Origin of the sequence: Mycobacterium paragordonae (assembly GCF_003614435.1) — a bacterium.
GTDB lineage: Bacteria > Actinomycetota > Actinomycetes > Mycobacteriales > Mycobacteriaceae > Mycobacterium > Mycobacterium paragordonae.
Window position 1 is genome coordinate 4873299 of sequence record NZ_CP025546.1, and the last position, 14198, is coordinate 4887496.

The window sequence follows — 14198 nt, forward strand, 5'->3', positions numbered from 1 at the left end:
CTACATCTTTCCCGCTACGGGTTTGCAGCCGACACGGCCCCCAAACCTCTCTTCAACCGCTTTATCTGCGGTTTTCACCCACACGGGACTTCTGCCGGGTAATAATCCGGACAAGACGTGTGCCACGCTTCAGTTGTAGTACACATGTCTAACACCGGCAAGATCCAGACAAAGTTGTAGCTGCTACGTTTTAGATGTTGCACTAATGCTAGATTTGTGGTTATGTCGTCGCAACGGCGGCGCATGCGCGCCCGGACAGGGAGGAAAGCGATGACTGCTGCGGCAATTCCGTTGTCCACACCGCTGAACGAATACGTTCCGGCGTGCACTTCCGAGCCCGAGCGGTGGACAACCACTGAACCCGACGAGGACGCCAAGGCGCTCTGCCTGGCTTGCCCGCGACGGTGGCTGTGCGCCAGCGAGGCGTACCAGGTCACCGGCGTAGAGGGACTATGGGCGGGAGTCGTCATCCCCGAATCCGGACGGGCGCGGGACTTCGCGCTGCGCCGCTTGCGGGCCCTGGCCGAACGCGGCGGTTATCACGTCCGCCCGCGTCGTCGCGGGCGCCCGCGCGGTTCGCGCAACTGATTCCCGGACACAAACTCATGCATATTTGTCCGGCGGCGGCACCGTAAACTATCGGCACAGCTCAAGCTGATCGTTATGGGGGAATTCGTGAGCGGTCTCGGCGACCTGTTCGGGGGGGTGGGTTCGGAAGGACCCGACCTGGAGCGTTTGCTGTCGAATCTGCAGGAATTCACCGGCGCGGCAGCGCAATCCGCTCAGCGGATGGCGATCGAAACCGCAGACGGCTGGTCGAAGGACGACCTGGCCCACGCCTGGGTGAATGCCCAGGGGGTCATCGTGCAGGTCGAGTTCGACGACAAGTTGTTCGCCGCGGCTTCCAGCGCCGAGGCGGCCGCTGCGGTGGTGCAGGCCGCGCAGGCCGCGGCGGCCAGGATGCGGGCCAAGACTGACGAATTTCAGAGCGGATTGTGGCAGCAGGTGGCCCAGTTCGGCGTGCAGCCGATCAACGAGCTCGACGAGTTCAAGGCGCTGCAACCACAGGTGCCGCTGTCGGCGCCGGGCTCGCGGGACAGGCGTACCGCCGCCGAACCCGGCGCAGGGGGCAACCACGACCACATCGACCCGCAGGACTGGCGACCGAGTATCCGCGACACGGACTAACCCGCAACGGCACTGCTCGTCGAGCGAATCAAGGAGAGGCACATGGCAGAACACTTCGAGTACGACGACGGAACCGCCCGCGCTGGGATCAGCCAATTCGATGAAATCGGGGCATCGCTGGGCTCCTTGATCGACAGTCTGAGCAGCGAGCTGTCCGGAGACTCACCGTGGTCGCACGACAAAATCGGTTCGAGTTTCGCCGGTAAATTCGATCCGGATCGTTCGAAAGTGATCAGCAATGCGGGCGATCTGCGCAAGGCGGTACAGAGCGTGGCGCCGACACTTACCGACGCGGCAAATAGCATCGTCGCTCAGGACGGCGGTAAGGCCGGCTGAGCGCCGCCGCGAACTGACCGGAACCATCCCCGTGAAACGCGTTCGGGTTCGATTACCTCTCTCGGGCAAGTGACCCGTGGGCATCGAAATTCCCGGCTGGTTACGGTGGGTGGGCGACCTCATCGGCGAGCCGTTTCCGGAAGGCGACGAGACGGCGTGCCGCCGCCAGGCCGACCGGTGGCGGTACTACGCGGATCAATTGGAATCGCACAAAGACGGACTGGCCGCCGCCACGCGGACGACTTTGTCCGGGTTCACCTCCGGTGCGCTGCACGACACGCTGGACGGGCTACTCAAACCGTACGCGTCGTCAATCGACCAGACCGCCGGGCAGTTGCGTCAGATGGCGGACGCGGTCGACAACGTGGCGACCGAAATCGAGTTCGCCAAAGAGATGTTCATCGCGAATCTTGCTGCGCTGGCGGCGACTCTGGTCGCGCTCGCCGCGTCGGCATGGATCAACTGGGGCGCTCCCGTCGAAGCTGCCGCGGCCATCGCCGGCATCGAACTTATTATCAGCCAGGGCATTCGGGCCGCAGCCGCCAAAGTAGCGTCCGAGGCCCTGGCCCGAGTCATCGCGCAACTCGTCACCCGCGCACTCGGTGGGGCAGCGGTCAATGCCGGCATCTCAGCAGGGCTCAATGCGGGCATTCAGGGCCAGCAGATAGCACAAGGCAACCGACACGAATTCGACTGGGAGTCCTGGCAGAACGACGTCAAATCCGGTGCCATCTCCGGTGCCGTCATGGGCCCAATCCTCAAGGGCGCGCACGATTTCGACGCCGGCTCCGCCCTCGGTAACCGCGTCAAGAATTTCGGCGCGTCATTCGTCGGCAACGCCGGTGGCGCGGCGGCAGCGCAACAGGCCCTGACCGGGCATGTCAATCTCGCCGATGCCCTCGGCGCGGGGGCGGTCTTCGGGGCGGTGGACGGGGTGCGCAGTCCCGGCGTACACGGTGGCGGCCCAGAAATGACCGCATTGACGGGTGACCGGCCGGCAGCACCATTAGTCGAACCCTTGCCCGCGACCCAACATCAGCAAACGCCGATTGAATCTACCCCGACCCCCGCGGGTCGCTCCGGCGACGTGAGCGGCGCGCGGCCCCCGGATGTCGACGTGCCGCTCAATCTGGGCTCACCTTCGCACGATGCAATTCCGTTGAACCCGAGCGGAATTACCGGCGCGGACCCCAGTGCCCCGCATCACTCCGCCCCTCCCTCGACCGATGCCCCGACGGCCGGCTCGCCTTCCGGCGCGCAGCCGGCAGCCGGCCACGCCGCATCCGCTCCGACGGGGCCACAGACGGCGCCATCGACCGGCCCTGCCGGCCCGTCGACGGGTGGTCCCCACGCTGCGGGAACTCGCGCGGGAGTTTCCGACGTCGCCGCAGCACCGGCCGCTCGCACCTTCGAGGCCGTCGCACCGGCTCGTGAGATTGCCACGCCGCCGAGCCACGAATTCACCAGAGAGTCGACACCTTCACGGGACGGCTCGGCCCTGCGTGAGATGCCGGCTCCGCGCGACACACCGCCGCCACGCGATGCCCCGGCCCCGCACGACACCCCACCGGCACGCGACGCGCAGCCGCCACGCGACGCGCAACCGCCACGCGACGCGCAGCCGCGACGGGACGGAGCGCCGCCCCGCGACGGAGCGCCGTCACGCGATGGCCAAGCGCCGCGAGATGCCCAGTCGCCCAAGGACGCAACGCCGCACCGAGGCGAGACCGCCGAGGAAAGATCGCGTCCTGCGGCACAGGCGAGCCGCGTCGGGGGTGAGCCTCCTGCCGACACCGTCCGGCGCGCAGAATCCGCTGCCGATCGAGGCAGCGGTGCCACCGGACCGCGGGAGAACCGTCCCGATCCACATTCGCCGCACGCTGCCGAAGCCACCCCATCGGTCTTTGCTGCCGCGATGTCACCCGACGCCGGTCGGCCGATGCCGTCCGATAACCTGCGCGCCGCGGATCCACTTGGCGCGCAACAAGAGCCGACATCCGAGCCGTCACCCCGCCGTCCCGACGCCGACGTGGCACGCGGTGGTGACGATCTCCCGCCACCGGGGCCAGGCCCCATCGACCCGACCGGCTTCGACAATCCGGCCAACCACCGCACCTACGGGCCCAATGAGCTTGCGCCGCTTGAAGACCCGATGCACCAGGCCGCGCTGGAACAGGCTTTGCAAGGTCCGGACGGCGACTACCGGGTGGGCGCCGACCCACGCACCAACGCTTACGGTGACCTTGTCAATGACGGCGGCCCCACCGTCGACGGACGCGCTAACAATTGCCTGGATTGCGCGCTGGCGGGGCTGGCGTCGTTCTACGGTGACCCCACGGTCTCGGTCCCCCGGTTCCTCGACCAGCGGCCCGACGGCACGACCGACTTGATCAGCGGAGAGGCGAGCGGGCTGGATCGGGCGCGGGCCTGGTTGCGCGACGACCTGCACCTGTCCGATCAGAATCTCTCCGTGCGCGAGCAGTATGCCGCGCTGCACCGGGAAATTACGCTGTCGGGGCCGGGCTCGTCGGCGCTGGTGGTCAGCGAGTGGCATGCGCGCGACGCGGCGGGCAGCCTCCTGTACCACCCGGACGGAACCCCGGTGCTCGACGGCTCGCACGCCACCGTCGTCGTCTACCCGCACGATGGCGCCGGCCCAGTGTGGTGGGATCCCCAGAACAGCCTGACCAGCGACCACCCGCCCGCCATGCTGGTCAGCGAATCCGCGTATCTGTGGTCCACGCCGATCCCCGCCGATCACTTCGGACCCACACCCGACCAAGGAGGCCGACATGGTGCAGCTGGCGACCGAGGAACAAGCACAGGCCTACCTGGCTCAGATCTTCCCCGACCGCACCTTCCGGGTGACCCAGTTCGAGATGGGTTGGGTCGTTTCACCGATCCCGGCGGAGGACAATACCGCGGGGCAGCCGATCGGGCAGGCGAAGCTGGTGATCGACTCGGAGACCGGGATCGTCACCACCCACCCCAGCCTGCCGACCAGCGCGGTGGCCCAAACCTACACGACGGCAAGGCGTTCCGGGCGGCCGACGGGAAACCAGATCTACCCGCACCAATGGCGGATCACCCTGCGGCGCACCCGGGAGGATCCCGAGACCATCGACTACCAGATGACGGCGGTCTCCCTGGCACAGCCGCCCGAACCCACGGCGGAGCACAGCCTGACCATCAACAAGCAGACCTACACTCACGAACCGAGGGACGCCCTGTCGAGGGTGGCGATGTCTCGCGCCCTCTGGCTGAGTCAGCAGAACCGGGGAGCGTGGCCCGAGGAAGCGACGGTGATGCGTTAGCAGGCGACACTGCGGCGTCCGACCCCGACGCCGGTGATCGCGGGCGCACGGTCGCCTCGCACCTCGATGCCGAACACGCGCTGGCTCTCGCGAATGAGGCGCTGTGGAAACGTGTTCCGCCGGTGCACCCGGACGAGATCCGACATCACTTGGCGGACAGCATCTTCGGTGAGCAACGGGCCAGGGACAACGCCACCTGGTGGCGCGGACTCACTGGCGAGGAACAGCGCGCACTGATCGACTCCTATGCCCGCGAGATCGGTAACGCCGAAGGCGTTCCCGCCTGGGCGCGCACCGAAGCCAACGAACACCGGCTGTCGAGACTGCACGACGAGTTGCAGGCCCGCAGAGAGGCGGGCGAGCATCTGAGCCGACGAGAAGTCAAAGAGCTCAGGCGATATGAGCAACTACGAAGCACCCTCGACAAGGCCCGCGCCGAACTGGCAGGCCGCGGCGGTGAAGTCCACATCCTGGCGTTTGATCCGCACGCATTCGGCGGAGACGGCCGGATCGTGGTCAGCGTAGGACACGAACCTCATCACGCAGAGTCGGTGTCCTGGCATGTTCCCGGGATCACCACCACCATCAACAGCCTCGACATCAACCTGACGAATGCGCTGAACCATCTCGAATCGACCCGCCGGGAAGACCCGCACCTCACAGCCGCCTCGATCGCGTGGATCGGATACGACGCGCCCAGCGGCCTGGGATTGATCCGGACGCCTTTTCGAGGGCTCGCCCGGGCCGGAGGGGCCATCCTGCACGGCGACATCGCGGCGTTCAACTCCGCCGTCGATGTCATCGCGGGTCGCCGCAACGACAACCACATCTTCGGTCATTCCTACGGTTCCACGACCACCAGCTTCGCCGGCCGCGACGGAGGACTGGCCGGACATGTCCGCAGCGTCACACTGCTGGGCTCGCCGGGCGCCGCAGCCCAGCACCGCGCCGCCGACTTCAACATCGGCGACCGCGTCTTCGTCGCATCGTCATCGCGTGACCCGGTGACCGCGGCGGGCGCACGCGCCCCGGTGTGGCGGGGAAGGGTCCGGGGCATCGGACTCGGAATCGATCCCGCAATGCACAGTTTCGGGGCACAGCGGATCACCGCCGAGTTCCCGCACCACATGGACAATTGGGACACCAAAGGCACTCACACGGCCTACTACGCGTTTGACACCCGGCTCGGGGTTCGTACCGAGTCGCTCGCCAACTTCGGCCGCATCGCAGCGGGTCACTTCGAGGAGGTGCAACTCGATCAGCATCGAACCGCGCGACGGTGGTGGAGTGCCGGAAAGCTGACCGACGAACCAGTAGTGGGCCGTCCGCTGCGGTTGGAGCCGACGAACGGCGAGCCCTATTCAGTCAATCGCCGCATCTGGGACCCTGACTGGCACTCCGGCCATGCCGAAAACCATGTCGATGCCCAACAACACCTCATCGCTGACGACGGCGCGCAACCTCGCGTGCACGATGTGCACGAGGGTCGGTGTGCTCACGATGTCAGCGACTTTCTCTCCGAGCGCTACGGCCGCGACGTCGATTTGCGGACCGGGTCGACAGCGGCGGGCGTACCCGCCAGAAATCTGTTCGAAGCATGGGGATCCGCGTCAAAGTTTGCGAACTACAACGAAATCCACGATGCGCTGATACGCCACGGTGATGGGTCGGCTGCGCTTCTCACGTCCCAGTGGGCAGGAGGTCCCGAGCAGGGAGGACATGCCTACGTCGCCGTGAATGACGGCGGCGCGGTGTATCTGGTCGACCGCTTCGAGCCATCGGGATGGCCGCCGCCGTGGGGCCAAGACGCGGTCGACAGGACCGCCGTCGGCTACTTCGATCGTTACGGCAACCCGATCGAGCCCATGTCCGGCGGGCCCGGCCAGCTTGCGGCGGCCGACTCGATAGGACACGTGGCGGGCGCAGAGCCGGCGCCCGGCGACGACGGCCCTGCAGCTGTCACCCCGCAGCGCGATTACGATGCCAGCGGCCACACAATTCCCACCGACCGACTCGTCCATCCTCAGGCCGAGCTACTCGATCTGAGCCTGTTGGACAGCGCGGCCGCAAACCCGCACCGGGTCAGCGACGCGTTGGCGCCAGGCGTACCCAGCACACATCCGGAAGTTCAGCACATGGTTCCCGACAGCTATGACCCGCTCGCGGGCATCGGCGAGAAGGCCTGGAATGACAGGTATTGGCCGACCGGCAACCGCGACGCGCACGGCAACCCGGAGCTCGTCTGGCCGGACCCCGGGATGCATCCGCAAGGTTTCGCCTCTCCCGAGTCACGCACACCCGTGGTGCTCAACCCGGGGCAGTTTTTCGATCGATTCGGGCCGGGTTTCGGCGTGTTCGGCTCGCCCGCGGGCACGTCGTTTCCCGAACGCGCGTTGCCCCCGCACAGCCTGGACGCAGGCTTCCATCGCTATGAAGTGCTGCGTCCCGTGCCGGTCTGGGAGGGTCCGATCGCACCCGCCATGGGGCAGCCCGGCGGCGGTGTTCAGTACTACTTCCCCCGCTCGATCGTCGATCTGGTGAACGCCGGCTATTTGAGGGAGATCCCGCTGTGAACCTGGACGAACTGGCTCGCGTACTCGACGCGATCGGCATTTCCTCCCAAGTGCTGGCTTTGGGCGGTCATGCGGACTATTCGTGGTGCGTCGAGCGGGCCCAGGACGGTGCATGGGAGGTGTACTGGTCAGAGCGCGGAAACAAGAACGGGCTCGTCCGGCTGCCCACCGAGACGGATGCGTGCTATCAATTGCTCGGCCGGCTCGCCTATAGCCAGCTTCTCGCAGGCGCGATACGGCCGTCATGAACCTGACACTCCGGAAGGTCCAGAGCGAGACGCCTCGGAGACCACACGATGTAGGCGGTCGGTGGCGGTGAGCATCAGTGCTGCCGAGGCGATCGCCGCCGTCAGTGATTACCTTCGGGCGACGGGAATCGACTATCCGACGGGCGGTTTGGTCGCCGACCGCTTTGAAGCGGGCTGGTCGGTATACCAGCCGGTACGCGTCGACACCGGTGATCCCGAAGCGTTCCTGGCGATGCCCGTCGACCGGGCGGTTTTCTTGGTCGGTGACAGCGGACGGATCGAGCAGACGTCGTCGTCGACGCCACCGCAACTGGCGCGACAAAGGTTCGTCGAGCGGGAGCGTGCCCTGGCCCACGCGGGTGAATTCGGCGACTCGGCTGAGTTCATGACCGAATTCGCCGAGTCGTTCAGCCCGGGGCCCGACGGAGGCCGGCCGGTCGCCCGTGACTTCACGATGGTCGATGACGGCGCGGCGCAGAATCCGGAGGTATCGCGCCGCGATGAACAGATCGGTGCCCGAGCTTCAGCGATGCTGGACCCGGTCGCCCAGGAACTGGCGCAGCTGGGTCCACCGGGCTGGCAGGTCTTCAGCGCAGTATTTGCGCTGACGGTACGGGGCGGCAGCGCCCAGTGCGCATTCGCCACCGGCGACGGTTGGCAGCCGATCACCGTGCCGCGCTCGGTGATGGAACTCGTGCACGCCCAACGCGAGACGAGCGCCCAAATGTCGGCCGGGCCCTGGTGGCGGTTGCTGCTCACGGTGACCAGTGATGGCCAATTGAGAGCCGACTACGACTACGGCGATCAACCCTTCCCCGAGAACCAACTCCAGCCTGCGGAGAATTACCGCGACGATATCGGCGCCCACCCACGCCCGCGGCTACCTGTCTGGCTTGCCGGCTACATCGCCGGGCCCGCCGCTCAGGGCCGCACCGCGGCCCAAGCCGCAGCGGCAGTGGCGACGGACCAGTCGGCGGGTCGTCAAGGCGCCGAGACGGACGACATCGAGCCGCTGCCCGACACCTGGAGCCGGTGGTCCGTGCTCGCCGCGGTCTACGCGGGCGCCCGTTCGCAGTGGGGGCCGCGGATCGCCGTGGGCTTGGCATCGTATGAATCCGACGCTCGCAGCGGATCGAGCTTGTACCTCCTTCCCGGCAACCGGGCGGTGCTCTCGGGCGGACTGTGGAACTCCGCCCTGCTCACAGAGGCCTACCTGGGACGACAACCGCTGCCCGACCTCTACTGCGGCGCCCCGGTCTGGGTCGACGATTCGGTGCTGAACAGCCGAAACCAAAACGGCCTGCTCAGCTTCTGCTATTGGTGGACCGACGGCCGCTGGTGGCGTGGTGCGACCGACACCTTCGACGAACTCGACGACCCGCTGCCGGTGATCTGGACCCCCGAGGAGACAGTTGGCGCCATGGCCTCCGTCGTGGGCCCGGGCGTGGAGGCCGCCTGTCACCGGCTTCTGTCCTCGGCCCAAGATCATCAGGTCAGTCGAGATGAGCTCGCCCCCGTTTTCGCTCAGTTCGGGCACCCGGATCTCGACGCCGCGTACGAACAACTCTCCCTGGCCGGCCTGACCCGATGAGCCCGGCCACCGATACCGCGATCACCGTCGCCGCGTTCGTCGTCAGCGCGCCGCTCGTGATTTTCTTCGGCCTCCCCTTCGGCGTCTTCACCGCCGGCGTCGCAATGGATCAGCAACAGGCGCGTCCTGGCCGAATCGATGCGCTGCAGCGCGCGGCAGCACTTGCGGTGCCGCCTCTGTTGCTCTTCGGGATCTACCTCACGGCAGTGGTTCTCGCCGCCAGGGCGAGCGGGCCCACGTTCTACTACCCACTCATCGCGGTCCCCCTCGGTTTCGCAGCCTGGTACGCGACCCTCGTCGGACTCAGCGAACGGGTCCAGCACACCCGCATGGCCGGACCATCCGTCGAAAACCCTCAGGCCGCACTGCGCCGCGCTTTCGCCGCCACGACGATCAACACCGCGGAACAGGCGGTGACCGCGGTGATCGAGCACCTCGGCGAGGCGGGAATCGATCACCCCACGACAGCTTTGGTGGCAGAACGACTCGGTAACGGCTGGCTGGTACATGCCAAGGCGCCGGTCGACCCCAGTACTGCGGCGACGCCCGTGCACGCACCGTTCGACACGGCGGTGTTCCTTGTCGGTAGCGACGGACGCATCCAACAAACGGCGTCGACCACCCCTCCCTCGGCGGCACGTCGAAGACTGGCCGAGTTGGAACGCGAGCTCGACCCGGGCAACCCCGTGCGGAAATCTGGCGAGGAATAGTGCTGACTCGGTGTCTTATGCTGGCAGGACGTTCCGTTGGCCACGCGCCTGGCACTGGGCAACCAGCGACCATTCCGGGGATAGGCGAGGTCGAGTCAACCGGCACTCGACGCGACCGACGGCACACTGAGGGGAGTTACCTGCCATGTCTGTTGACGAGCCGCCGTCACTGGGATCGTTGAACGATTCGACACAACAACTGCGCCAATGGGGGCAGAACGTGCCGGAAGACATTCTCAAACTCGACCGAGCGGCCATGAGTCAATGGTTCGCCGCCGCCGGGCGGCTGGCGGACGCGCTGCACGAGCAAGCAGCCTCTGCCGGCAACCTCAAAATAAACGAGGGAGTCGTCGGCAGCTTCCAGTCGGCCAGAGTCACCGCGCGCAATTTAAACGAGACCGGCGACGCTATTCGACAACGGATCAGCGAGTATGCAACCTTCGCCACAGCGCTGCGAGACTTCTCGAATGCGGCTTACAACGCACTGCTCGACGCCGACCGTTGAGCAGTGTCTGCCATTGATGAGTCAGAGCGCCGCATATGTCTAATGATCCGGCCGATCTAGAGTGGACAGTTCACGACGATCAATATCTCGGCGACCCGGGTCCGGAAAACTATAAGCTGCCCCACCTCATAAAGTCGTATATCGGCCAAACGCTCTTCAACGACTTGAATAACCTCGACAGCACCAAGAGTGCGGGCCAGAAAACCAAAGCCGCGCCCCTTGAACATATCAACACTTTCGTCGAAGGCTACGACGGTTTGAAGGACGCCGCAGACGATATCGCGGTCGGGCACCACAACCTCTGGAACAACATCAGCACTGCTCTGCAGGGTGCACACGATGCTTTCCAGGACGCCATCGCAGCAGCAGAAAACAGCCTTTCCGGCGCGACAGCGACTGCCGTCTTCAAAAAGGCCAGGGAATCGCTCGGCTACCTCATGGCGTTAACCGACGCGACTCAACGCATGGATCCGCTGGTCGACACATTCTCACGGGACATCAAAGAAACACGAGACTGGTTCATCGCGGCCAAGGCGCAGTTGGATAACGACGCCAAAGCCAGGGCCGCTTATATGGACATACCGGAAAATGAAGCCAGGGACGACCTGCTCGTAGCTCATTACAATCGTGAAGCGCAGCAAACGATCCACTCGTTCTACAACCCGCCGATCGAATGGATCGGCCAACGGCATCCCGACATGTCGACCGCACCGCCCCAGATCGGGGGCTCGCCCTCGACGGGCGCGGGTGGATCAGGAGGGGGACCCCCGGGCGGCCTGAAGCCGGGTGGTCTGGGGGCGCCCGCGACTCCGTCCCCCGGAGGACTCGCTCTGCCCGACGCTCCGGCGCCCCAGCCCGGCGCGTCGACCCCATCGGCGAATGCGCTGCAGGGCCTCGGCGATGCGGCGAAGGGCGCCGGTGACGCAGCCAACAATGCAGGTCAACAAGCGCAGAATGCCGCGGGCCAGGCTGGCAACGCCGCAAATCAAGCACTCGGTCAGACTCCGAAAGGCGGGCAGGGCGGCGCGGGCGGCCTACCGGAGGGGGTGTTGGGTTTAGGGCCGAAAGGGCTCAAGGGCGCCACCACCGGTTCGGGATCGGGCGCCCGCGGTGCGGGGGCCGGCGGTGCGGGTGCTCGATCTCCAGCCGTCAGCAAACCTTCCGGCCAACTGACGGCGCCGAGCAAGGCAGTCACTCCCGCGCAGGCCGCGAGGTCAGGGGTGGCAGCCGGGGCCGGGTCGGCCGGCGCGGGCACGCCAGTCGCCGGCCAGCGCGGCCAAGGTGGCGCCGCCAAAGAACACAAGGTCAGCAAGGCGTTGCGTCACACCAAGCACGGCCAAGAGGTGATCGGTGAAACCGAAGGGGTGGTTCCCGTCGTCGGCGACGAGTCCAAGGAAACCAATCCGACAGATCGGACGTAAACGAGCGCAAGGCATTCCAGCGTGAAACGCACCGCGTTGAGCCGAGTCGCCAGTCTCGATCTGGTCGATCTGCAAGCAGTCAGCGACAGTCTCGGGCGGGACTTCCTACCGCACCCGTTTGTCGTGACTCGGCCGTCACGCTTCGGCAGTTTCCAGGAGTACCAGGCCTATGTGGCGGCAATACCCGAACGGCTCGCCCACGGCGATCTTCGGGACACGAGCAGATGGCTCACCTCGTACGTGCAGGCCGATATCCGGGTCGAATGCGTTGTCAGCATCGTGGGCTCGCAACGAGGACGGATACTGGCACATCGCCACGGTCAACTGGGATTCATCGCCGCCCAGAACTCGGCGGACCATTGTGTCGACATCTTCGAAGTCCCCCCTTATGAACTCGGCTCGGCAGTAGCCGGTTCACTCGCACATACGCAGCCCGGCATGCACCCACGAATCGTGATTCCCGATTTAGTGCGGCAACCACCTCAGCGCGGCATACCCGTTGAAGGGAATTCGGCAGTCCTGCAACGTGATAGCACATCGGGACTATCGTCGATATCTCGGACCGCGGTGACGCGGTACACCCGCATTCAAAGTCGCTGGCAGCCGGCGCGAGACTGGGGATTCGACCGTCGCAAGACCACTGTCGCGTGCTTAGCAGTCAAGAACGACGGCGACTACATCTACTCGCCAGCGTTCGACTACTTGACGCCGATGACCGTGCAAAACCTTCGCGACCGGATCGACGCCATGATCGCCGAGGACATTGCAAAGCTGCGTGAGTCGCGTCGCTGAGGACCGCTACTTCGGAGGTTCCCGCAGCGAAGAGACCGTGTCCCGGTCATGGTCCACTTGGATCAGGCCGGTGCCGACCTTGTGGATCCAGGTCTTTCCGGTTATCTCCCACTGTGTTTGGCAGTTTGTGGCGTCGATGGCCACGTAGTGGGACCCGTCGCCGCTATGACTGTTCGTGACCACCACGGTTCCATCGGAGGCGGCGTAGTCGGGCCCCAGGGCCATGGTGCAGGTGGCACCGGGCGTTGCGGTGCGCAGGTCCCATTGCTGCCAGGCTGCTTTACCGCCGTCGCCGCTGCCCGCGGTCCTGATGTACACCTTGGGGCCGATGGTTTCGAAATCGGCGGCGAGACCGCGCGACGGGATCGTCGCGACGAGTTTGCCTGCCGCATCGTAGATCTGAAAGTTGGCTCCGACCACGAGCGTCAGCATCGCGGCGTTCTGCCGCGGGTAGCTGCGCTCGGGTTCCTGCCGGCCCACTTCACGTCCGGTGGTGTCATACATCCGGGTGCCCGTCGCCGAGCCCGCGTCGACCTGGTAGGCAAACCCGCCGTTGTACACGACGGCCGACTCCAGTCGCGTGCCCGAAGGCGGCGTGGGCGTCAGGTCTTTGCCGTCAACAACCGAGAAGACCTGATCTCCCCGGTTATCGCCGGGAGATTTCACCGGTTGTACGGCGAGGGTCAACGGCGGGATGTCGGAATTCCACGCCCCCGGAACGCTGATCTGCCCGCTGCCGGGCAGGAACCAGGTCAGCTCGGCGTGTGCGCCGACACCGTGCAGGCCCTCTCCGGGGCGGGCGGCCACCAAATACGAAGGGCCATATTTGTAACCGACCGCCTCGAGCTGCATGCCGCCGCCAATGATGCTGGGATTGAGGGTGTTTGGTCCGTGATACGTCAGGACGCCGTGATCGAGATCGATCACCCATGCTCCCGGTGGCGGGAGATGCGCTTCCTGGCCTTCGGTGCGGCTCGTGCAGACGGCCACCGCAGGACCATTGCTATGGCAATCCGAGTTGGTGCCGAAGAAGCCCGGCAGCGCCAGCGGCGGGAAAAGCCTGCTGCCAGTTGTGGTTTCGAGGCCGTACAGCCAACCCGTCGGATTGTGGCAGGACTTGTCGCAGCCCTCCAGGGTGATGAAGTAGGCCTTGGTGCCGTTGCGGGAGAACAGGTCTCCGACCTTGACGCCGGGAGGCAGTCCGATGTCAGCGCCGCTGACCTGCCAACCCGGCACCGGTTGGCGATTCAGCGGAAACGACACCAGCAGGTCTTGCGGTGTCCCGATAGGCGGGCGCCCAGCGGGCGCCTCGGCGCCATGGCTTGGCGCGTGGCGGCGCAGCACAACGACGATAACTACCGCGACTACCGCAATCACCACGACAACCGCCGCGCCGATCCACCAGAATCGCCGCGCGCGAGGCTGCGGTGACGGCGGTTGCTCTACCCACCGAAAACCGTCCGGGGGCAATGACGAACCCGGCACCGTCACCACCCTTCCTTCGACAGTGTCTTGGCGAT

At 65.9% G+C, this 14198-nt stretch carries 11 protein-coding genes; 10 read left to right on the top strand and 1 reads right to left on the bottom strand.

Annotated features, from left to right (window positions below):
* The first annotated feature begins 270 nt into the window (after nt 1-270).
* The 10 genes from C0J29_RS21820 (at nt 271) to C0J29_RS21875 (ending at nt 12678) form a co-directional block, all read left to right on the top strand.
* Entirely contained in the window at nt 271-588 is a 318-nt protein-coding gene (locus C0J29_RS21820) for a WhiB family transcriptional regulator (protein WP_055577762.1), read from the top strand.
* Between the two features lie 75 nt (nt 589-663).
* On the top strand, nt 664-1188 hold the full coding sequence (locus C0J29_RS21825; protein WP_120793541.1) for a YbaB/EbfC family nucleoid-associated protein: 525 nt from the start codon (nt 664-666) through the stop codon (nt 1186-1188).
* Nucleotides 1189-1230: 42 nt separating this feature from the next.
* On the top strand, nt 1231-1524 hold the full coding sequence (locus C0J29_RS21830; protein ID WP_120793542.1) for a hypothetical protein: 294 nt from the start codon (nt 1231-1233) through the stop codon (nt 1522-1524).
* A gap of 76 nt (nt 1525-1600) precedes the next feature.
* Nucleotides 1601-7411 carry a glycohydrolase toxin TNT-related protein gene (locus C0J29_RS21835; RefSeq protein ID WP_120793543.1) on the top strand — a complete coding sequence of 1937 codons (5811 nt, stop codon included), beginning with the start codon at nt 1601-1603 and terminating at the stop codon, nt 7409-7411.
* Nucleotides 7408-7659: a hypothetical protein gene (locus C0J29_RS21840; RefSeq protein WP_065043931.1), complete on the top strand. Its 252-nt coding sequence runs from the start codon at nt 7408-7410 to the stop codon at nt 7657-7659. Before C0J29_RS21835 ends, C0J29_RS21840 begins: the two co-directional genes overlap by 4 nt.
* A 67-nt stretch (nt 7660-7726) precedes the next feature.
* On the top strand, nt 7727-9250 hold the full coding sequence (locus C0J29_RS33940) for a hypothetical protein (protein ID WP_242460518.1): 1524 nt from the start codon (nt 7727-7729) through the stop codon (nt 9248-9250).
* Nucleotides 9247-9960, top strand: coding sequence for a hypothetical protein (locus tag C0J29_RS21850; RefSeq protein ID WP_120793544.1), 714 nt, complete (start codon nt 9247-9249; stop codon nt 9958-9960). The genes C0J29_RS33940 and C0J29_RS21850 overlap by 4 nt, the downstream gene beginning before the upstream one ends.
* Before the next feature lie 145 nt (nt 9961-10105).
* Nucleotides 10106-10465 carry a hypothetical protein gene (locus C0J29_RS21855; RefSeq protein WP_120793545.1) on the top strand — a complete coding sequence of 120 codons (360 nt, stop codon included), beginning with the start codon at nt 10106-10108 and terminating at the stop codon, nt 10463-10465.
* Nucleotides 10466-10500: 35 nt separating this feature from the next.
* Complete coding sequence (locus C0J29_RS32935) at nt 10501-11886, top strand: hypothetical protein (protein ID WP_162951526.1); 1386 nt, start codon at nt 10501-10503, stop codon at nt 11884-11886.
* A 21-nt stretch (nt 11887-11907) separates the two neighbouring features.
* The gene (locus C0J29_RS21875) at nt 11908-12678 is read left to right on the top strand and encodes an ESX secretion-associated protein EspG (RefSeq protein ID WP_120793549.1); all 771 of its coding nucleotides are present in this window, start codon (nt 11908-11910) and stop codon (nt 12676-12678) included.
* Nucleotides 12679-12684: 6 nt separating this feature from the next.
* On the opposite strand, the gene C0J29_RS21880 is transcribed toward C0J29_RS21875, so the two are convergent.
* The gene (locus tag C0J29_RS21880) at nt 12685-14169 is read right to left on the bottom strand and encodes a hypothetical protein (RefSeq protein ID WP_162951527.1); all 1485 of its coding nucleotides are present in this window, start codon (nt 14167-14169) and stop codon (nt 12685-12687) included.
* Between the last annotated feature and the right edge of the window lie 29 nt (nt 14170-14198).

Excerpts from the sequence above, each read along its gene's own strand:
- C0J29_RS21820 (WP_055577762.1), top strand. The coding sequence starts at position 271 with ATGACTGCTGCGGCAATTCCGTTGTCCACACCGCTGAACGAATACGTT.
- C0J29_RS21825 (WP_120793541.1), top strand. The coding sequence starts at position 664 with ATGGGGGAATTCGTGAGCGGTCTCGGCGACCTGTTCGGGGGGGTGGGT.
- C0J29_RS21830 (WP_120793542.1), top strand. The coding sequence starts at position 1,231 with ATGGCAGAACACTTCGAGTACGACGACGGAACCGCCCGCGCTGGGATC.
- C0J29_RS21850 (WP_120793544.1), top strand. The coding sequence starts at position 9,247 with ATGAGCCCGGCCACCGATACCGCGATCACCGTCGCCGCGTTCGTCGTC.
- C0J29_RS21855 (WP_120793545.1), top strand. The coding sequence starts at position 10,106 with ATGTCTGTTGACGAGCCGCCGTCACTGGGATCGTTGAACGATTCGACA.
- C0J29_RS32935 (WP_162951526.1), top strand. The coding sequence starts at position 10,501 with ATGTCTAATGATCCGGCCGATCTAGAGTGGACAGTTCACGACGATCAA.